The organism is Chitinophaga vietnamensis (genome assembly GCF_902167635.1).
In the GTDB taxonomy this organism is placed as follows: Bacteria; Bacteroidota; Bacteroidia; order Chitinophagales; family Chitinophagaceae; genus Chitinophaga; species Chitinophaga vietnamensis.
Genome location: NZ_CABHMS010000002.1, coordinates 435,476 through 458,722, shown reverse-complemented (window position 1 = coordinate 458,722; position 23,247 = coordinate 435,476). Strand labels below are relative to the sequence as shown.

The 23,247-nt window shown below is 52.1% G+C and carries 9 protein-coding genes; 8 read left to right on the top strand and 1 reads right to left on the bottom strand.

Features of this window, described 5'->3' with window-relative positions:
• Nucleotides 1–95 precede the first annotated feature (95 nt).
• The 5 genes from FPG75_RS06285 (at nt 96) to FPG75_RS06265 (ending at nt 8,450) form a co-directional block, all read left to right on the top strand.
• Complete coding sequence (locus FPG75_RS06285) at nt 96–1,262, top strand: FecR family protein (RefSeq protein ID WP_143305913.1); 1,167 nt, start codon at nt 96–98, stop codon at nt 1,260–1,262.
• A gap of 255 nt (nt 1,263–1,517) precedes the next feature.
• Entirely contained in the window at nt 1,518–5,105 is a 3,588-nt protein-coding gene (locus FPG75_RS06280; protein WP_236652733.1) for a SusC/RagA family TonB-linked outer membrane protein, read from the top strand.
• Between the two features lie 10 nt (nt 5,106–5,115).
• Nucleotides 5,116–6,609: a RagB/SusD family nutrient uptake outer membrane protein gene (locus FPG75_RS06275; RefSeq protein WP_143305912.1), complete on the top strand. Its 1,494-nt coding sequence runs from the start codon at nt 5,116–5,118 to the stop codon at nt 6,607–6,609.
• A 27-nt stretch (nt 6,610–6,636) separates the two neighbouring features.
• Nucleotides 6,637–7,515 (top strand): zinc-binding metallopeptidase, encoded by an 879-nt coding sequence (locus tag FPG75_RS06270; RefSeq protein WP_143305911.1) that lies wholly within the window; start codon nt 6,637–6,639, stop codon nt 7,513–7,515.
• A 20-nt stretch (nt 7,516–7,535) separates the two neighbouring features.
• On the top strand, nt 7,536–8,450 hold the full coding sequence (locus FPG75_RS06265; protein WP_143305910.1) for a DUF4302 domain-containing protein: 915 nt from the start codon (nt 7,536–7,538) through the stop codon (nt 8,448–8,450).
• Between the two features lie 114 nt (nt 8,451–8,564).
• On the opposite strand, the gene FPG75_RS06260 is transcribed toward FPG75_RS06265, so the two are convergent.
• The gene (locus tag FPG75_RS06260; RefSeq protein ID WP_143305909.1) at nt 8,565–8,993 is read right to left on the bottom strand and encodes a MarR family winged helix-turn-helix transcriptional regulator; all 429 of its coding nucleotides are present in this window, start codon (nt 8,991–8,993) and stop codon (nt 8,565–8,567) included.
• Between the two features lie 664 nt (nt 8,994–9,657).
• Here FPG75_RS06260 and FPG75_RS06255 point away from each other — a divergent pair.
• Genes FPG75_RS06255 through FPG75_RS06245 form a run of 3 tightly spaced genes read left to right on the top strand, consistent with a single transcriptional unit; the run spans nt 9,658 to nt 23,245 of the window.
• Entirely contained in the window at nt 9,658–22,095 is a 12,438-nt protein-coding gene (locus FPG75_RS06255; protein WP_143305908.1) for a non-ribosomal peptide synthetase, read from the top strand.
• A gap of 10 nt (nt 22,096–22,105) precedes the next feature.
• Nucleotides 22,106–22,957 (top strand): 3-hydroxyacyl-CoA dehydrogenase family protein, encoded by an 852-nt coding sequence (locus tag FPG75_RS06250; protein WP_143305907.1) that lies wholly within the window; start codon nt 22,106–22,108, stop codon nt 22,955–22,957.
• 33 nt (nt 22,958–22,990) lie between these two features.
• On the top strand, nt 22,991–23,245 hold the full coding sequence (locus tag FPG75_RS06245) for an acyl carrier protein (protein WP_143305906.1): 255 nt from the start codon (nt 22,991–22,993) through the stop codon (nt 23,243–23,245).
• The last annotated feature ends 2 nt before the right edge of the window (nt 23,246–23,247 follow it).

Here is a 23,247-nt window from a genome sequence, read left to right as displayed (position 1 = left end):
CTCCCCCGGAAATTTTTTTTTAGCAAGAGTGGTCCTCCCCTTCTTCCTGAACGTCTTTACTATATCAACCATCGCCGGACGTATATTCATAAACTATGTCAGAACAGGAGTTTCTTCTATTATTACAGGCCTTTAAGTCGGGCCAGCTGGATGATGCCAGCCACCAGCGCTTTATGCAGCTGGTGGCCAGCGGGCAGTACGACAGCTACCTGAAAGAGGATCTGCTGCATACCCTGAAAACGGGTACAGGCCAGGCATCCGGATGGACGGCCGCCGAGCAGCAGGCACAACTCGACCGGTTGCTGCAACAGATACAGCAAGCGCCTGTAACCAACATTCATCCACCCATCATAAAATGGAAACGATATGCCATCGCTGCGGCAATCACCGGCTTACTGCTGGCAGCAGGTGGCGCCCTGTTTCTGCAAGGTCCGCCAGGCCATAGCGGCATGGCACATCATGCCTCCCGTGGTCATACCTATGCGCAAGCCACCCTGCAATTATCCAACGGTGTAGTGGTACCGCTCGACAGCAGCGCGTTTGCGGCGATAGGCCGGCAAGGTAACGTGAACATACACACGAAGAATGGTGAATTGTATTATGAACAACAAGGCAATGATACCCTCACTGCCACTGCGATGAACACGCTTTCGGTTCCCAAAGGCACCCACTATCAGCTGACGCTTGCCGATGGTTCCAAAGTGTGGCTCAACTCCGGCTCCATACTGGAGTTCCCCGCATCGTTTCACGGAAACAAGCGCCAGGTGAGGCTGCTGGGCGAGGCCTATTTCGATATTGCGCCCGATCCCGGCAAGCCTTTCCAGGTACAGGTCAACAACATGCAGGTAGATGTACTCGGCACCCGATTCAACATCATGGCCTACCAGGATGAACAAGCCATCCGCACCACCCTGGTAGATGGCGCCGTACGCGTTAGCCATCAACGCAACAGCCTCGTGCTCAAACCCGGCGAACAGGCCGTGCTGGACCAATACAGCCGCCTGAGCGTCAACAATGTTAACACCGACGAAGAAACCGCCTGGCGAAACGGAATCTTCTTCTTCAGAAATGAAGACATCAGCACCGCCATGCGGCAACTCGCCCGCTGGTATGACATCGACGTACAATACGAGGGAACCATCACCAAAAAATTTTCAGGAGAGCTATACCGCAACTATAGCCTGGAACAGACGCTGGCCGTACTCAGCGCCACCGGCCTGCATTTCAGCCTGGAAGGAAAAAAGCTGATCATCAAACAGTAAACATCCTGTTACACGCGTCATCAACTAAATCGCTATAATGAAAGAATAGAACAGTAACACGTAAAAGAAAAATCACAGGTGGGCAAAAATAAACCGGAGATGTTCGCAGCATCCCCGGCAGCGTCCAGGTCATGCCTGAAATCCTTGTACTCAGATTATCGGAACTAACCTAAACAACACAAATGTATGCTTTTTAAACCAGATGGTATGCCCCCGCGGCAAACGGGGCGCCTATTGACCAAAATCTTTGTGGTAATGAGAATGATTGCCTTTCTGATGTTTGTCGGTTGCATGCAGCTCAGCGCTACTGCACTGTCCCAACAGATATCCCTGTCTGTCAACAATACCTCCCTGAAAAAAGTGTTGGGAGAGATCTCGAAACAATCGGGCTACCTGCTCCTGTTCAGCGGCGATGCCAGCAACCGCCTCAGCGACAGCGACAGCAAAATAGCCGTGACCCTGAAAAAGGCCTCGCTCAAAGAAGCCATGGACGCAGCTTTGAAAGATCAGCCCCTGACCTACAAGCTGGTAGAGAAAAATATCATCATCATGGAGCAGCCGCCTTCAGCGCATGCTGCCATCGATACTACCATCACCGTATCGGGCCTCGTCACGGATGAAAAAGGACAGCCTATGCCCGGCGTCATTATCCGCGCTGCACGCAGCAAGAAGAACGCCGTTACCGCCAACAACGGCAGCTATAGCATCAACACCGACCCCGAAGATAAACTCAGCTTCACCTTCATCGGCTATAATACGCTGGAGAAGGCCGTCGGCAATACCCATACGCTCAACATCACCATGACGCCCGCCACCAAAGGGCTGAACGAAGTGATCGTTACCGGCTACCAGCAGATCGACAAAACAAAATTCTCCGGCGCCGCCGTGAAACTGAAAGCAGACGATATTAAAATGGATGGCGCCACCGATATCAGCCGCATGCTGGAAGGCCGCGCCGCCGGCGTTTCCGTACAGAACGTATCGGGCACCTTCGGCTCTGCTCCCAAACTGCGCATCAGGGGCGCTACCTCTCTCACCGGCGCCAACAAGCCACTGTGGGTGGTAGACGGTATCGTGCTGGAAGACGTGATCGACGTATCCAACGACCAGCTGTCCAGCGGCGATCCTTCTACCCTGCTGGCATCTTCCGTAGCTGGTCTTAACATGAACGATGTGGAAGATATCTACATCCTCAAAGACGCCGCCGCCACCTCCATGTACGGCGCCAGGGCCATGAACGGCGTAGTGGTGATCACCACCAAGAAAGGCCGCGCAGGCAAGCTGCAAACCAACTACGTCGGCACTTTCAGCTCACAGCTCCGCCCCAGCTACAATAATTTCAATATCATGAACTCCGCCGAACAGATGTCGGTGTTCTCGGAGATGTACAGAAAAGGGCTTTTCAATCTCTCCAATATCGGCAACGCACCAGATAAAGGCGTATTCGGCAAGATGTATGATCTCTTGCAACAGGTAGATCCCGCCACCGGCAAATTTGCGCTGGAAAACACGCCGGAAGCGCGCCAGGCCTTCCTCGAGAAATATGCGCACGCCAATACCAACTGGTTCAATATCCTGTTCAGGAACTCTTTCATACAGGAACATACCATCAGCCTCTCCGGCGGCTCTGATAAATTCCAGAGCTATTTCTCCGCCGGCTTCTACAATGATAATGGCTGGACTATCGCCGACCAGGTGAAACGTTTTACCTTCAACTCACAAAATACCTATCGCTTTACCAATAAACTCAGTGGAAGCCTTATCGCTACCGGCTCCGTCAGGCAGCAGCAGGCGCCCGGCACCGTGAACCGCACACAGGATGCGTATTACGGCAAAATGAGCCGCGACTTCGACATCAACCCTTACAACTATGCGATGAGCACCAACCGTACTATCACCGCATATGATGATAAAGGCAACCTCGAATATTTCACCCGCAACTTTGCTCCGTTCAATATCATCAACGAACTACAGAACAACAAGATCAAGCTGGGCGTGATAGATGTGAAACTGCAAGGTAACCTCAGCTGGAAGATCACCGATCACCTGCAATACGATTTCATCGGCGCATTGAGATATGCACAAACCACACAGGAAGATATTGTAACCGAACATTCGAATAAAGCGCAGGCCTACCGCGCGAATTACAATGCTACCATCGCCAACGCCAACCGCTTCCTGTATTCCGATCCCGATTTCCCTAACGCATTGCCGCAAGTAGTGCTGCCCGCTGGCGGCTTCTACAACCGCACACAAAATGCGCTCACTAACTATAACTTCAGGAACAGCGTGAACTATATCCAAAGCTTCGGCCGGCATGATATCAATATCCTCGCCGGACAGGAAGTGAAATATGCCAACCGTCAAACAGCATATAACTACGGATATGGCTACCAGTACGATTATGGCGGCACGCCGCTGATCGATTACCGTATTATCAAACAATACATCGAAGCCAACCTGCCCTACTATGGCATGTCCAACAACTACGACCGCTATGTGGCTTTCTTCGGCAAAGCAGATTATACCTTCGATAAAAAATATAATTTCGGTGCAGCCCTCCGCTATGACGGCTCCAACCAACTCGGCGAATCCAGCACTGCACGCTGGCTGCCCACCTGGAGCGTGAGCGGCGCCTGGAACATCGACCAGGAAGCATTCCTGAAGAACGTCGATAAAGTGACCTATCTCAAATTGCGCGGCAGCTATGGCCTCAATGCCACGATGGGCGCTGCTACCAACTCGTCTATTGTGCTCAAAACAGCCAACACCATCCGTGCAAGAACGTCTGATATCGAATCTGGCATCTACATACAGGATCTCGAAAACTCAGACCTCACCTGGGAAAAACAATACATCGGCAACATCGGTATCGATGCGGGCTTCTTTGATAACCGCCTTACTTTGATCACGGATGTATACAAGAAGAATGGCTTTGACCTGATCGCGGATATCAAAACTTCCGGTATCGGCGGACAAACATACAAACAAGCCAACTACGCCGATATGACCTCTCATGGCGTGGAAGTAACCATCGGCGGCGAGCCGGTGCGCAGAAAGGATTGGGGCTGGCGCGTGAACCTCACCACCGGTTATAATAAAAACAAGATCACCAATGCTAAAAATACGCCCATCATCTTCAACCAGGTAGTGGCAGAAGGCGGCAACAAGGAAGGTTATCCGGTTAGCAGCCTCTTCTCGCTCAACTACAAAGGTCTGGAGCCACAGACGGGCATTCCATTGTTCGTTGACGAAAAAGGACAGGTCAACCGCAGCGTAAACCTGCAAGACGTAGAAACGAAATACCTCGTCTACGAAGGGCCGGTAGATCCTACGCTCACCGGTGGCCTGTCCAATACCTTCCGGTACAAATCCCTTTCGCTGAACGTGCTGTTTACCTACCAGGCCGGCAACAAGATCAGGCTCACGCCTGTGTTCAAGCCTACCTATTCCGACCTGGATGCCTTACCGCGCGAGTTCACCGACAGATGGACCCTGCCGGGAGATGAAAACAAAACCAACATTCCTTCACTCATCGATGCGCTCACCAATTACCGCATGGGTGGCGCCTATCCATACAACAACTACAACTACTCCTCTGCAAGAGTGGCTGATGGCGGGTTCGTGAGATTGAAATACATCGCGCTCACTTACCAACTATCGCCCAGCCTGTTGAAACGGACCGGGTTGAATAACCTGTCGCTCACCGCCTCCGGCTCCAACCTGTGGCTCCTTTATGCCGACAAAAAACTGAAGGGCCAGGATCCCGAGTTCTTCAATGCGGGCGGCGTGGCACAGCCCTTACAAAGACAAGTAGTGATCTCATTAAAAGTTGGATTATAAAAAACGAGAGATGAAAAATAATTTGCTGCATACAAAAACGATCTTCACAGCCCTTTGCCTCAGCGCCTGTATGGCGATGACATCCGGCTGTAAAAAATACCTGGAGCAGGCGCCGGATAACCGCACGCAGCTCGACAGTCCCGACAAGGTAGCGCAGCTGCTCACGGCCGCCTATCCCAACCAGGATTACATCACGCTGATGGAAAGCATGTCTGACAACTCCGGCAACCGGCAATCCGCCGCTTCCAGCTCCGTGGGCGAGTTGCGCGTCAACGAAAACCCTTACCGCTATATCGACTTCGCCAGCGATGCGCAGGGCTCTGCCGATTCGTACTGGCAAGCCTGTTATTATGCCATCGCAGCGGCTAACCAGGCCATCGATGCCTGCGACAAGGCGGGTAACGCCGCCGGCTATACGCCGTACAAAGGAGAGGCGCTGATGGCCCGCGCCTACAACCACTTCATGCTGGTAAGTCTTTTCGCCAAAGCCTATGATCCGGCCACTGCCGCCAACGATCCCGGCGTACCGTATGTGACCTCCCCGGAAACCACGCTGTTCAGGCATTACGAGCGCAAGACCGTAGCGTATGTGTATGATATGATCGATAAAGATATCACCGCGGCCATTCCTTTGCTCGATGATAACGCCTATAAAGTACCGGCCTTCCATTTCACCAAAGCCGCTGCACATGCCTTTGCCACCCGTTTCTATCTCTTCATGAAACAATATGATAAAGTGCTGGCGCATGCTAACCAGGCGTTTCCGGGCAGCACGATCAACAGCTTTATCAGGCAACTCAATACAGCCTATACTGGCTATACGCTCAATGAATACCAGAACATGTATACCAGTTCACAGGAGAAAGCCAATCTCCTCATTGCCACCGCTAACTCAGTATGGGCGCGGGGCGACCGCGGATACCAGTTCGGGCTGAACCAGGCGCTCGTTCAGCAGATGCTGTACAGTCCCAATGTAACAGGCGGTACCTGGACTTATGCTAACCTCACCTACTACTGGGGCTCAGATCCGAACAGGCGCGGCGCTGGTAAATTCCTGGAGAAATTTATTTATACCAGTGCCGATATTGGTAACCCCTATATTTTCGTGCCGCTGCTCACCGCAGAAGAAGTGCTGTTCAACCGCGCCGAAGCCAATATACAACTGGGCAACAACGATGCGGCGCTCACTGATCTGAATAGCTTCATCGCCACCCGCGTGCAAAATTATTCCAAAGGCGTGCAGGACCTCAGCGTTGCCAAAGCAACGAAGTTCTATAAAACACAAGATGCCAAACAGGCCATGATCAATGCCCTGCTGGATATGAAGCGGGTAGAATTTTTACAGGAAGGGCTGCGCTGGTTCGATATCCTGCGCTACAAGCTGCCGGTTACCCATATCGACAACAACGGCGCCGTGATCACACTCAGCGCCAATGATCCGCGCAGGGTTGTACAGATACCACAATCCGCGCAGGCGGCCGGCGTACCCGCCAACCAGCGCTAATGGCTTCATCATTTAAAAAATGGCAACATGAAAAAACTACTAATATTATTTTCATTAGGAATACTAACAATAACAGGTTGTAAGAAGAAAGACAACCTCAATGTGCCACTCACCGGGCTGGGTGGCGATACCTGGGTTAAAACGCCCATCGACAAATGGTTGTACGATTCTGTTACCGTGCCAACTAATATTGAAATAAAGTACAAATGGGATCAGTCGGAATTTGACATGCAATACACGCTGGTGCCGCCTTTGGAAAGCCAGGTGGTGCCTGCCGCGCAATCTGTGCTTCGTTTGTGGATCGACACCTATAATGCCGAAGCCGGCACGGTGATGTTCATGAAAAAATATGCACCCAAGCAGATCGTGTTGTCGGGCAGTCCGGCCATCAACAGCGACGGCACTTCCGTGCAGGGCCTGGCAGAAGGCGGCCTGAAAATATTGCTCTTCTCTATCAATACTTTCAATCCAAAAGATTCATCCGCCGTGAGCGATATGGCGCATCTCATCCATCATGAGTTTACCCATATCCTCAACCAGAAGAAAGCCTATCCGATAGAATACAAGTCAGTGACGCCCAGCGGCTACACCGGTGGCTGGACGGTAGCCCAGGAAAATCCTTTGTCGCTCGGCTTCATCTCCAATTATGCGCGGAAGGAGCCGGGAGAAGATATTGCGGAGATGGTATCCTGGATGCTGGTATTGGGGAAAGCCCGTTATGAGAAGCTGCTGGCGGATTTCCTGGCCTCCTCCACCCCGGAAACGCTGGCGCAGAACCAGGATGGCGTGAACAAGCTGCGGAAGAAGGAATTGCTGATCGTGCAATACTTCAAAGATTCCTACAGCCTTGATTTCTATAGCCTGCAAACACGCGTGCAGGCAGCTATCCAACAACTGATCCATTAACCGCTGCAAATCAAAACAACATGAAGAAGTACTGCTTATATATATTGTTGCTCGCAGCTGTCTTTACTGCCTGTAACAAAAACAGCGACGACAAAATATTCGATAAATCGCCCGATGAGCGCCTGAACGCTACCCTGGCCGATTACCAGGCCAAGCTGGTAGCCGCGCCCTATGGCTGGAAGATGACGGTAGTGCCAGGCGACACATCCGAACCATATGTATTCTATTTCTGGCTGCGCTTCAACAATCAGAATCGCGTAATAGAGCGCATGGACACGCTGCCGGCCATGGAGAGCAGTTTCCGCCTGAAGGCCATGATGCAACCCGAGCTGATCTTTGACACTTACAGTTATCTGCATATGCTCTCCGACCCTACTGGCGCCGTTCCTGGCGCAGTAGTGGGCAAAGGCCTGCAGGCAGATTTTGAATATGAAATGCGGTATGTATCGGCAGACAGCATCGTGCTGTATGGAAAGTACAATGGCAGCTATGCCAAACTGGTAAAGGCCGCTGCCGGCGACTCCGCCACTTTCACGGATAACCTGTTCCGGTTAAATAATTATCTCAGCGGGAACTATGTATCCAGCGGCAAAAGAACATTGTATGCGGGAGCTATCAGTAACAATGTAGTAACAGGCGCTGTTGCTTTGGGCGGCGTTAAAACCCTTGCACTGGCCTATCCCGGCGCCTATGCGGTAGATTATGCAGATCTTGGCAGCTCAGGTTGGCAGTACATCCTCTCTTTTGATGCCAATGCCAAAAAGATCACTGCCGTAGCGCCTTCCGCTTCCCTGGCCAGCCAGATCACGGCAGGGTCTTTCAAGGTGATCAGTGTAAACTACGACGATACACAAAAACAGATTTATCTTAAAACATCCTATGTAAACACCGCCGGCAACGGCCGTGTAGTGGAAGAAACACTTACACGACAATAGCTGTAGCAACTACGTATAGCCGTAACAGTAAGCATACGGTACGCTTGCTGAACGGGCATGATCCAATCCAAGAGAGCACTACAACAACGGGGGTAATTCTTTACCCCTGATTTTTTACTGTACCGCCGCCAGCTTGTTCAACACCGGGATCACTTTCTCCAGCAAGGCGATCTCTTTTTCCGTCAATACCTTTTCAATACGCTCCTGTAAATATTTATCGCGCTCATAACGATTCATATCCACCGCTTTCATGCCCGCGGCGGTGAGCGAAATATGCGCCTTGCGCTTATCCGTATCGGAAACCTGCCGCTGTATCAGGTCCATGGTTTCCAGTTTCTTCAGTACCTGCGACATAGATTGCGTGGTGATATGCGTATACTCCGCCAGCTCGGACGCCAGCAGGGAGCCATGCCGGTGCAGCAGGCCGATCGTTTCCAGCTCTGTCATGGAAAAAGCCGTAAGGCTGGTGGTTTGCCGCCGCAAAGCTTTGTGCAAGGCACTCACCACCGTTCGCAGGGAAGAAGTTAAATCTTTTGTCGACATGCGCTATTAGACTTGTTAGTTAGACTTACAAACATAGGAAATTTGCGGATTTCTTGTTTTACGGATTTCCTGATTTGTAATACAACAGCAGTGCTCATCAATCAAAAAATCCGCAAATCAAAAAATCCGTAAATCTCCGGTATTTTTTTTCGATAAAAATATTATACCTTTAAACGGCAAAATACTATCCGCGTTTTGGTAAGCGTTTATTTTCAAAACGGACATGCAGGTTGATTGTTGTTGCCCTCACCACGAAGCATAAGGTCAACTTAGATTTTGAGAAACTTTTATTGTCAAAAATCACAACGAATGAAAGCAGAAACCCGGTAATTCAGGACCTCGACGCCATTCTACTCTTTTTGTAAGCAGCCTGCTGCCCCCACAAAAGCAACAGACCATTACAATAAGATTTTTTAAATCATGATGTTAAATTGATGCCTGTTTGTTCCGAGAACAAATACGGTTGTTAGCGCCTTTTTAGCACCTATGCCCTGTTTCGCTAATTGAGAAAAATTAATACCGTTTACAACGAAAGCTGAACGCCTCTTGTAGGGTGAATGTCAACTTATTAAACAACGAAATACTCATGCGTAATGCTGACTGCATACTTCAGCCCATGCATTTACAGGTATACCATTAAAGTCATTGTGTCAAATATTAAGCTATGTTTTTTCTTCCTGCTAACCAAAGAGTGATCTGGTTTGATCAGAAGCTATTTCCTCATTCCGCCCTGTATAACGTATGTTTCTATACACATATACGCGGAAATATTGAGGCGCCATTATTTGAGAACGCCCTCAACATATTGATTGCACAGCACGATGCCCTTCGTTCCGTTTTCAGTGAAATTGATGGCATACCCCGTTTAAGTATGCCTGCATATGATGCTGCGCAAGCTTATCCGCTCATGTATATCGATCTCTCCGGACAGCCCGACAGCCAACAGGCCTGCATGGAATGGATGGAACGCGAAACCGCCATACCACTGCCTTTCGCAGAAAATAAATTATACGCCTTTACATTACTCAAGCAAGCAGATAACTCCTTTTACTGGTACGCCAAAGTGCATCATACCCTTACCGACGGATGGGGCACCGCCGTGCTGGTACATCATCTCGCGGCTATATATGAATCGCTCGCAAAAGGCGCAACAGCTGCCATGACCGCCGCCGGCTCCTATGCCGCCTATATCCGCGAAGATGAAGCCTATACGCGCTCTGAAGCATTCAAAGCCGACGAACAATACTGGCAGGAAAGATTTGCTACCATCCCGCCGCCATTGTCCGCCGGTATCCGCGATGGCAAAAAAGAAGAACTGCTGCTGCAAAGCGTACGCAGAACGGAAGTTATAGACCAATCGTTCTATCAATCCATACGCCAGCTGGCAGCGGATAACAAGGTCACCACCTTCCATGTTTTCCTCGGTATATGCTACGTCTATTTCTCCCGTATACAACAGGTAGACGACCTCGTAATGGGCGTACCTGTACTCAACAGGTCCAACGATGTTTTCTTACAAACACCCGGCAATTTTGTGGGTATCATGCCATTCCGCATGCAGTTTGAAAACACGCTCACGTTCAAAGCGCTGCTGCCGCAGATCAGGAACACATTCCTGAAAGACCTTGTCCATCAACGTTTCCCGATGGATGAGATCATCCGCATTGTAAAGACAAAAGAACCGGAAACACTTACCCTCTTCGATATCTCGCTGTCGTTTGAGAAACAGAGCCAGTCGCTTCTGTTCAACGGCTTTGAAACGGAAGTCAAAGGATTGCATCACCGCGCAGAAAAAACACCGCTGGGCATCTTCGTTAGAGAATGCCAGTCGGACGATGACATCCAGATTGATTTTGATTTCAATACCGGCCACTGGGACGAATATTATATCGATCAATTCCTGCAACAGTTCCGCTTACTATTGCACGCGCTGGTCAGCGCGCCGGAGCAGGCGATCGGCGAAGTGCCTTTAGTGACGCCGGCTACAAGGGAAGCGCTACTGCGCAAGCCCGCTGGCGGCATCACGCACAGCGGCACGCTGGTATCGCGCTTTGAGGCCGCCGTGCAACAATATCCCGATCAGCCCGCGCTTGTATTTGAAGGCCGCCGCTACACTTATACAGAACTGAATGCGGCCGCCAACCAGCTGGCGCATCACCTGCGGGAACACTACCGGGTACGCCCCAACGAAATTATTGCGATGATGGTCCCGAAATCAGATACGGCCATCATTACCATATTGGGCATCCTGAAATCGGGCGCGGCTTACCTGCCCATCGACCCCGATTACCCCGATGAACGCAAACGCTTCACCCTGGCGGATTCCGGCGCCAGGCTGCTGATCACAGAAAGCCGCTTCGGCGTGCCTGCATTCAGCGGAGAAGTATGGATGATAGATGAATGGCAGGGCGATTCCCACGCGGTGCAGAACCCGGAACCGGTGAACACTTCCGATGATATCAGTTATATCATCTACACCAGCGGCTCCACCGGCAAGCCCAAAGGCGCCGTGATCAGGCATAGCGGCGCGGTGAACGTAGTAGTGGAATATGAACAGGAGATCAGGGTACGGCCAGAGGAACATTGTCTGCAATTTGCCTCTCTGTCGTTCGATGGCTCCGTATTGGAAATATTCATCGCCCTCTTCTCCGGCGCAGCGCTGTACCCCGTTTCTAAAGATACCATCACGGATTACGACAGCTTCGCCAGCTTCCTGGAAGCGCACCGTATTGCTTACCTGATATTGCCGCCCTCCTACCTGCGTAACCTGAACAAGGCGGCCCTGGCGCCCGTGCGGGCGCTTGTAACGGCCGGCGAGCCGGCCATCCCTCGTTCGGAGCTGCACCTGCGCGACGACCAGGAGTACTATAACGCTTACGGACCTACGGAGTGTTCGGTATGTACCACCGTCTTCAAAGAAACCGCCAACATCAACCGCAATGTACCGATCGGTAAAGCGATCGGCAACATGCAGGTATATATCCTCGATCAGCACCGCCAGCTGCTGCCTTATGGCGTTCCCGGCGAAATATATATTGCCGGCGCCGGCCTGGCGAAAGGCTATCTCAACAATCCCGTGCTCACTGCCGAAAAGTTCATCCCCTCTCCCTTTGAGCCGGGCGAACGCCTCTACCGCAGTGGCGACGTAGGCCGCTGGCTCTCCGATGGCAATATCGAATACCTGGGCCGCGCCGACGACCAGGTGAAGATCAGGGGCCACCGTATAGAGCCGGGAGAGATAGAAGCCGTGCTGGCGCAACACCCTGAGGTGCAGAACGTGAGCGTGGTGGTAAAAGAGATCAGCCGCAACGAAAAAGTATTGTATGCTTTTGTAGTACCAGCGAAAACCATTACCGGCGCCGATCTCCACGCCTTCCTCGAAGTGCGTGTACCACACTTCCTGATACCCGATCGTATTATATTATTATCCGAAATACCGCTTACCATCAACGGTAAAGTAGATAAACGCAAACTGCTCGCCGATGTAAAAGAAGAAACGGCAAAAACTTATACCGCCCCTGAAACGGCCTATGAGAAAGCTATTGCAGAAGTATGGCAACAGTTGCTCGGGCTGCAACAGATCAGTATCACCGATAATTTCTTCCAGCTGGGCGGCCACAGTTTGAAAGTAGGGAAGTTCATCAACCTCATCTTCAAAAAAACAGGTATCCGTCTGCTATTCAGCGAGGTATTCCGCGCGGCGCAGCTAAAAGATATCGCTGCGCTGATGGAGGCGCGGCAATCCAGTACTGTAGCGGATATCACGAAAGCGCCGGAGCGGGACTACCATCCGCAATCGTCTTCGCAAAAACGGCATTACCTGCTGCACCAGGCCGAAGGCTCAAAGAACAGTTATAATATCCCCCGTGCTTTCCGTATCAAAGGGCAACTGGATATGAAAAGGCTGGAAGACAGCTTCCTCGCGCTGATCAAGCGGCATGAGGCTTTCCGCACCGCTTTCGAGATGAGAGATGGTATGCCGGTGCAGCTCATCAAAGCGGCCGTACCTTTCCGGATCGGCTACAGCAAAGCATTGAAGGCCGATAAACAGCAGCTGCTGCGCGACTTCGTCCGTACCTTTGATCTCGCTACGCCGCCATTACTACGGGCACACCTATACGAATTTGAAGATGGCGAGCAATATTTCATCTACGATATTCACCATATTATTTCAGACGGGATGTCGGCCGCCCTCTTCACCGAAGAGCTGGCGCGCCTATACCAGGGCGAAACGCTGGAGCCCTTGAGCATCCAGTACAAAGATTTCGCGGTGTGGCAGCATGAGCTGTTAAACACTGGCGCCTTCAAAGAGCAGGAACAGTACTGGTTGCAACAGTTTGCCGATGAAGTGCCGGTGCTCAACCTGCAAACCGATTTCCCGCGGCCTGCGCAGAAAACATTCCAGGGCGGGCGTTGCTACAGTGCGATCGATGAAGCCACCTGCACACGTCTGGAGCAGCTGGCCACATCCCTCGGCAGCACGCTGAATCAATTGCTGCTGGCGGCTTTCAAGGTGTTGCAATATAAATATGCGGGCAATGAAGATATCGTTACCGGTACGCCGGTGGCTGGCCGCACCCATGCAGAACTGGAAAAAGTGATGGGCGTGTTCATCAATACGCTCGCCATCCGTGCTTTTCCGAAGGGCGATAAAACCTTCCCCGCATTTCTCGCAGAGGTGAGCCAGGCCAGCATTGAGGGGCTCAAACATCAGGACTATCCATTTGAATTATTGATAGACAAGCTGAATATAAGAAGAGATAGCAGCCGTAATCCGCTGTTTGACGTGATGTTTTCTTTCATCCATGAAGACAATATCAGTTTAACATTGGGAGATGCCCTGCTGGAGCCGGAAAGCGAGATATACGACACTGCCAAGTTCGATATGCTGCTGGAAGCGATCCGTACGCGTCATGGCATATTCCTGAACCTCGAATACAGCAGCGATCTCTTCACCGCTGATACGGCAGAAGGCGTCCTGCAACGCTACCATCAGCTGCTGCGCGCCATCGTGGCCAGGCCCAACCAGTTACTCTCGCAGTTACAGGTGCTGGACGAAACAGAACAGGCGGCATTGCTGGGTGACGATAACGATGCCGCCTATCCGCAAGAGGCTACCCTGCACCAGCTGTTTGAAACACAGGTACAACGGCATCCGCAGCGTACGGCTTTGGTGTGGGGAGAAGAAGAGATGAGCTACCAGACCCTGAACGAAAAAGCCAATCGCGTGGCAGCCGCCATACAAGCCGCTTTACCGGGTGTACATAATCCTGTGGTGGCCGTATTGCTGCCCCGCGGCATGGACATGATCATCACCTTAATGGGTATACTAAAAGCCGGCGCCGCCTACCTGCCCATCGATCCCGATTATCCGCAGGACCGTATCAGCTATATGCTGGAAGATAGCAATACCCCGCTGCTCATCTCCCATTCTGCTATTGATCAAGCATTCCAGGGCAGCAGGCTGTATGTAGATCAATTGCCGGCACAAACGTTTGCGCCAGTGCAAACGTCAGCAGACGATCTGGCGTATATCATCTATACTTCCGGTTCTACCGGTCAGCCAAAAGGCGCGATGATCACGCACCGCAACGTAGTGCGCCTGCTGTTCAATGATAAAAACCTTTTTGACTTTTCCGAAAACGATACCTGGACGCTGTTCCACTCCTATTGCTTCGACTTCTCCGTTTGGGAGATGTATGGCGCTTTATTATATGGCGGCAAACTGGTGCTCATTCCGAAAACGGTGGCACAAAATGCGCGGGAGTTTTTACAATTGCTGCAACAACAACAGGTGACGGTGCTCAACCAAACGCCGGGCGCTTTCTATCAACTCATCAGCGCCGCAGGGGAACAGCCGGATACCGCGCTGGCACTGCGTTACGTCATCTTTGGCGGCGAAGCCCTCAAACCCGGAAAGCTCAAAGCATGGCATGCGCAATATCCCGCTTGCCGCCTCATTAACATGTACGGCATTACTGAAACAACGGTGCATGTGACTTATAAAGAAATTACGCAACAGGAAATTGATACCAATGTCAGCAACATCGGCAAGCCTATTCCTACCTTATCGATGCTGCTGCTGGATAAAGACCGTCAGCTGACGCCGCCAGGCGCCGCAGGGGAACTGCATGTAGCCGGTGCAGGACTGGCCAGAGGATACCTGAACCGCCCGGCACTCACTGCCGAACGTTTTATCGATCATCCTTTCCGGCCCGGGCAAAAACTCTACCGCACCGGCGACCTCGCCAGGATGCTCCCCAATGGCGAGTTTGAATACCTTGGCAGGATCGACCACCAGGTGAAGATACGCGGCTTCCGCATCGAGCTGGGAGAGATAGAAAACAAGCTCATGGCCCATCCCGAAGTGAAAGATGTGCTCGTGATAGACCGGGAAGACCGCTCCGGCGACCGTTACCTCTGCGCCTACGTAGCGGCCGGCAGCCATATAACAGCTACGGACCTACGAAAACATCTGTCTGCCTTCCTGCCGGATTATATGGTGCCTGCCTTCTTCATCGTGATGGATCATTTCCCGCTCACCAGCAATGGCAAAACCGACCGTAGCAAACTGCCGCTGCCCGAAGATACCCTGCTATCGGCCGCCAGCTACGAAGCGCCGGAAACCGCCACAGAAAAGCAACTCGCCGCATTGTGGGTGGAACTGCTGCATGTACAACGGGTAGGGCTAAACGATCATTTCTTTGAGCTCGGCGGCCACTCGCTCAAAGCAGTGAACGCCGTAGCCCGCATCTTCCAGCTCTTCCAGGTAAACGTGCCGCTCAATATCTTCTTTACCCGGCCAACCGTGAAAGAACAGGCCGCGTTTATCGACCGGCAACAGAAAGAGCAGGCTACCCCGCTGCTGCCAGCGCCGGCGCGGCCGCATTACCCGCAATCATCGTCGCAAAAGCGCCTGTACCTGCTGCACCAGATCGAAGGCTCGCAGAACAGCTATAACATGCCGCAGGCCTTCCGCATCAAAGGGCAGATCGACCTTCCGAAACTGGAACGCTGCTTTGCTGCGCTCATCCAGCGCCACGAAGCCCTGCGCACCGCCTTCATCATGAAAGACGGCACGCCTATACAGGTGATCAAAACAGCAGTTCCCTTCAGCATCGGCCACAGCAAAGCACTGGCAAGCGAACAGGAACAACTGCTGCGTGATTTTGTGCAAACGTTCGACCTGGCCGCGCCGCCATTATTACGGGCACACCTATACGAATTTGAAGACGGTGAACAGCTGTTCATCTTCGATATGCATCATATCATCTCCGATGCGGTTTCTTCCAACCTCTTCACGTCTGAGCTGATCCGCCTTTATAATGATATTCCACTGGAACCGGTGAAGATCCAGTACAAGGACTTCTCCGTATGGCAGCAGCAACTGCTCAAAACAGGCGCGCTGAAAGAACAGGAGCAATACTGGCGGCAACAGCTGGCCGGCGAAGTGCCGGTGCTCAGTTTGCAAACGGATTTCCCGCGGCCCGCACAGAAAACTTTCAATGGCAAACGTTTGTATCATATCATCGATACGGCCCTCAGCACACAGCTGGAACAGCTGGCCGTATCCGCAGGCAGCACGCTCAACCAATTGCTGCTGGCGGCTTTCAACGTATTGCTCTATAAATATGCCGGTAACAACGACATCATTACCGGCACGCCGGTGGCTGGCCGTACCCGCGCAGAGCTGAACAACATCATGGGCGTGTTCATCAATACGCTCGCCATTCGCACTTTCCCGGCAGGCGATAAAACGTTCAAGAGCTTTTTGTCGGAGGTCAGCAAAACCAGCGTGGAAGCGCTCAAACACCAGGATTATCCTTTTGAACTGCTCATCGAACAACTCGATCTCAAAAGGGATATGAGCCGCAACCCGCTCTTCGATGTGATGTTCTCTTTCATCCATGATGAAACAGTGCCGCTCACCCTCGGAGATGCCCTGCTGGAGCCAGTACCAGGCCTTTACGATATCGCCAAGTTCGACCTCCTGCTGGATGCTGCCAGAACGAAGGAGCATATCATCCTGAACCTCGAATACAGCACCGATCTCTTCGAAACCGCGACGGCAGAAAGTTTCCTGCAACGTTACCGGAACCTGTTGGAGGCGATCGCCGCAACGCCGGATGAGTTACTGTCTCAACTCAATATACTGGACAAAACAGAACAGGCGGATTTGCTGGGTGACGATAACGATGCAACTTACCCGCAACAGGCTACCCTGCACCAGCTGTTTGAAACACAGGTGCAGCGGCATCCGCAGCGTACGGCTTTGGTGTGGGGAGAAGAAGAGATGAGCTACCAGACCCTGAACGAAAAAGCCAATCGCGTGGCAGCCGCCATACAAGCCGCTTTACCGGGTGTACATAATCCTGTGGTGGCCGTATTGCTGCCCCGCGGCATGGACATGATCATCACCTTAATGGGTATACTAAAAGCCGGCGCCGCCTACCTGCCCATCGATCCCGATTATCCGCAGGACCGTATCAGCTATATGCTGGAAGATAGCAATACCCCGCTGCTCATCTCCCATTCTGCTATTGATCAAGCATTCCAGGGCAGCAGGCTGTATGTAGATCAATTGCCGGCACAAACGTTTGCGCCAGTGCAAACGTCAGCAGACGATCTGGCGTATATCATCTATACTTCCGGTTCTACCGGTCAGCCAAAAGGCGCGATGATCACGCACCGCAACGTAGTGCGCCTGCTGTTCAATGATAAAAACCTTTTTGACTTTTCCGAAAACGATACCTGGACGCTGTTCCACTCCTATTGCTTCGACTTCTCCGTTTGGGAGATGTATGGCGCTTTATTATATGGCGGCAAACTGGTGCTCATTCCGAAAACGGTGGCACAAAATGCGCGGGAGTTTTTACAATTGCTGCAACAACAACAGGTGACGGTGCTCAACCAAACGCCGGGCGCTTTCTATCAACTCATCAGCGCCGCAGGGGAACAGCCGGATACCGCGCTGGCACTGCGTTACGTCATCTTTGGCGGCGAAGCCCTCAAACCCGGAAAGCTCAAAGCATGGCATGCGCAATATCCCGCTTGCCGCCTCATTAACATGTACGGCATTACTGAAACAACGGTGCATGTGACTTATAAAGAAATTACGCAACAGGAAATTGATACCAATGTCAGCAACATCGGCAAGCCTATTCCTACCTTATCGATGCTGCTGCTGGATAAAGACCGTCAGCTGACGCCGCCAGGCGCCGCAGGGGAACTGCATGTAGCCGGTGCAGGACTGGCCAGAGGATACCTGAACCGCCCGGCACTCACTGCCGAACGTTTTATCGATCATCCTTTCCGGCCCGGGCAAAAACTCTACCGCACCGGCGACCTCGCCAGGATGCTCCCCAATGGCGAGTTTGAATACCTTGGCAGGATCGACCACCAGGTGAAGATACGCGGCTTCCGCATCGAGCTGGGAGAGATAGAAAACAAGCTCATGGCCCATCCCGAAGTGAAAGATGTGCTCGTGATAGACCGGGAAGACCGCTCCGGCGACCGTTACCTCTGCGCCTACGTAGCGGCCGGCAGCCATATAACAGCTACGGACCTACGAAAACATCTGTCTGCCTTCCTGCCGGATTATATGGTGCCTGCCTTCTTCATCGTGATGGATCATTTCCCGCTCACCAGCAATGGCAAAACCGACCGTAGCAAACTGCCGCTGCCCGAAGATACCCTGCTGTCGGCCGCCAGCTACGAAGCGCCGGAAACCGCCACAGAAAAGCAACTCGCCGCATTGTGGGTGGAACTGCTGCATGTACAACGGGTAGGGCTAAACGATCATTTCTTTGAGCTCGGCGGTCACTCGCTCAAAGCAGTGCAGCTCGCAGCGCTCATCCACAAACATTTCCAGACCGATATCAGCATCCGCCAGATATTCACCACGCCGGGCCTGCGCGAGATGGCCGCCTTCCTGCAACAAAGTATGCCTGCTGCCAGCCGGCATATCCCGAAAGCCGCTCCTGCGGCCTGGTACCCGGCATCTTCTGCGGAGAAGCGCCTGTTTATCCTTAACCAGATCGATGGCGCCGGCATACATTATAACATCCCCGCGGCCTATGCCATAGAAGGGAAAGTAGACAGCGCACAACTCACCAATGCCATCCGTCAGCTCGTACGCCGCCATGAGATACTGCGCACCGCCTTCGCCATCCGGCAAGGGGAAGTAATACAGATCATACAGGAGCATATCGACTTCGACCTGGAAACACATCACTGCGAAGAAGCCCAGCTGGAAAGGTTTGTACAGGATTTCGTGCAACCCTTCGACCTCACCCGCGCACCGCTGTTCCGCGCTTGCCTCGTACAAACCGGCAAGGGGCAATACTTCCTGCTCGACCTCCATCACATCATCGCTGATGGCGTGGCGATAGATAATCTCCTCCGCGAGCTCACCGCCGCCTATAACGGCGCCGCGCTGCCCGGTCTTGAGATACAAACCCGCGACTTCGCCGTGTGGCAACAGCAATGGCTACACGCTGATACCGTGCAGCCAGCCAAAAAATTCTGGTTGTCGCAGTTCGAGCAAGAGACCACACCGCTCAACATGCCCACGGACTTCGTGCGGCCGCCGCTGCGGTCCTATGAAGGCGCGCTCTATCCCTTTGCCATTCCGCAGCAGGTGAGCAATGCCATAAAACAGATCAGCAGCAGCAACGGCGCCACCACCTTCATGGTGATGCTCGCCGCCTACAATATTCTGTTGTCGAAATACAGCGGGCAGGAAGATATCATCATCGGCACGCCGGTGTCCGGCCGCTCCAGCGCCGATGTGCAACCCTTGCTAGGCATGTTCGTGAACACCTTGCCCCTGCGTGGTCTCCCGGCAGCAGACAAAAAGTTCAGCGCGTTCTTACAGGAGATCAAAGACCTGTCGCTGCGCGCTTTCGAATACCAGGATTATCCCTTTGAAACCCTGCTCGATGATCTTGATATCACCCGCGATATGAGCCGCAACCCGCTGTTCGATCACCTGTTCACTTATCGTGCTGCTTCGGAAGATACGATGCAATGGCAAGGTTTGCAGCTCAAGGCCATACCGGTACAACATACCATCTCCAAAATGGACCTCTCGCTGCAAATCAGCGGCAACAATAACGGATTGGAAGGATGCATAGAATACGCCACCAGGCTGTATTCCAACGCTACCGTCGCCAAACTGGCGGGGCATTTCCTGCACATCCTCGAACAGATCAGTGAAGACCCTGATATCCTGCTGAAAGATATTGTGCTCATCACGGAGCAGGAGAAAGCGAAAATTTTGCAATACAATCAAACTGCACATCCATCGCCTGCAAAAGATCTCTATGCATTGTTTGAGATGAGCGTGGACCTCTACCCGGATCATATTGCCGTACAATCCGGCGATATGCGCCTCACGTACCGGGAGCTGGAACAACAGGTGAGCCGCATAGCGGATATATTGGTAGCCAAAGGTTGTCGTGCCGATAGTATCATCGCCTTACACACCGGCCGCTCCGTTGGCATGATCGCCGCCATGCTGGCCATTATCAAGGCAGGGGGCGCCTGGATGCCGGTAGACACGGAATACCCGGAAGAACGTATCCGCTATATGCTGGAAGACAGCCAGGCATTGCTGGTGATCACCGAAAAGCAATATGCCGCGGGCTTGTCGTACATGCCGCAGGTGGTATTATTGGACGAATTATCAGTAGCGCCGGCTGCCACTTATAAAAACGTCAGGAATCCTAATGATCTTGCTTATATCATTTATACGTCCGGCTCCACCGGCAAGCCGAAAGGCGTGATGATAGAACACCATTCCTTCTACAATACCATTACCGCCAATGCGGCCAACTACCGCAGCGGCTTTGGCCCGGGCGATGCCTGTCTGAGCCTCAGCAACATTTCTTTTGATGCCAGCATCATCGAAATATTCATTCCGCTGGTACATGGCGCCAGGTTGGTATTGCTGCAAAGGGACAATGTATATGACGTACAATCGCTCGCCCGCGTGATCACGGAGCAACAGATCACTTTCTGTTATGTGCCGCCTTCTCTCTTACAGCCGCTGTACAAGGCGCTGTCGGGCCATGGCAGCATTGCGCTCAACAAACTGTTTGTAGGCGTAGAGCCTATCAAGGATACCACCTTGCAGCAGTACATGACGCTGAATGAGAAGATGGAGATCATTAACGGTTACGGGCCTACGGAGGCGGCGGTAGACTGTACCAGCTACCGTTTTGAGCCGGGCAACCCCAGAGGCGTGAATGTGCCCATCGGCAAACCGCTGCGCAATGCCCGTATCTATATCGTGAATGAGCAGCTGCAATTGCAGCCGGAAGGTATCCCCGGAGAGCTGTGCATCGCCGGCGAAGGGCTGGCAAGAGGTTATCTCCATAACCCTGCTCTCACCAGCGAAAAATTTGTGGACAATCCATTTGAGCCGGGGCAAAAACTCTATCATAGCGGCGACCTCGCACGATGGATGCCTGATGGCAATATTCAGTTCATCGGCCGTAAAGACCACCAGGTCAAGATCCGCGGCTTCCGCATAGAACTCGGTGAGATAGAATCCAGGCTGATGAAACATCCGGACATCAAACAGGCGCTGGTGATGGATAAAACCGACGGCAGCGGCAACAAGTACCTCTGCGCATATGTGGTAAGCCCGCAAGCGCTGGATGCAACGGCTTTACGCGCGCATCTCGCCATCACCTTGCCGGCTTATATGATACCATCTTATTTTATTGTGATGGAGAAATTCCCGCTCACCAGTAATGAGAAGATCGACCGGAAAGCGCTGCCAGCGCCGGATACCGCCCAACACAAAGATGAGCGCGTACTGCCCGCCAATGCCACCGAAACGAAGCTCCTTCAAATTTGGGAAACCGTGCTGGAAACAAACCGTATCAGCACCACTGATAATTTCTTCGAGATCGGCGGCAACAGCTTGCGTATCATCAACATGCTCAGTATGATCAAAGAATCCTTTGGCGATGTGCTGAAAGTAAGCGACCTGTTCGACAAGCCCACGATCATAGAACAAGCAGCCGTAATATCGAAACATCAACAGACCTCTTTAAAACAAACACCATCCAAAGCAAAACGAGTACAATTCTAAATACCACACTATGACGATCAAAACAATAGCGGTAATAGGCGCAGGCGTAATGGGCCAGGGTGTAGCCTACCAGTTTGCCAAGTACGATTTCAATATCCTGCTCATCGATATCTCCGAGGCAGCGCTGGCGCATGCAAAAAAAGAGATACGCAACATCGAGCGGCTGGACCGGATGCTGCATAAATCCGCCAGCACCGTGAACGTACTGGACAAGATCACTTTCACCGCTGACCTCTCTGCCGCCCGTGCAGCAGATTTTATCATCGAGAATATCACCGAGAACATAGCGCAGAAAGAAACGCTGTACCGTCAGTTGAAAGATGTTGTAGCAGATCATGCATTGCTGGCGGTGAACACGTCTGCCGTATCCGTTACGCGCCTGGCCTCTTTCCTGCCGCAACCACAACAGGTGATGGGCATACATTTCATGAACCCGGTGCACCTGAAACCTACCGTGGAAGTGATCAGGGGCTACCATACCACTACCGCCACCATCGATGCTACGCTGGCATTGCTGGGCGCCGTAAAGATGCAAGGCGTGGTAGTGAACGACCTGCCAGGCTTCGTATCCAACCGCGTGTTGATGCTCACCATCAACGAAGCCATTTTCACTTTGCAGGATGGCGTAGCCACCACACCGGATATCGACCGGATATTCAAAGAATGCTTCGGCCACAAAATGGGACCGCTGGAAACCGCCGACCTGATTGGCCTTGACACGATCCTCTACACGCTCGATGTACTCTTCGCGAGTTATAATGATACCAAGTTCAGGCCAGCGCCCCTGCTGAAAAAGATGGTGGACGCCGGTTTGCACGGCCGCAAGAGCAAAGAAGGCTTCTACAAATATGATCTCAACTAATCCTATTCATCAACAAACAAAAGCATATACGATATGACAACCACCACACAAACAAGTCCGCAGCAAACCATCAAGGCATTCCTTCAGAAACGTATCGGTGAAGAAGTACATTTCTCCGATAGTGACGACATTTTCGAGCTCGGGCTGGTGAACTCTTTGTTCGCGCTGGAACTGGTCGTATTCCTGGAACAGGCTTTTGATATTACGGTGGAGAATGAAGACCTCAACCTGGACAATTTCAGGACCGTCGATAATCTCAGCGCATTTATTCTTAAAAAGAAAGGATAAAC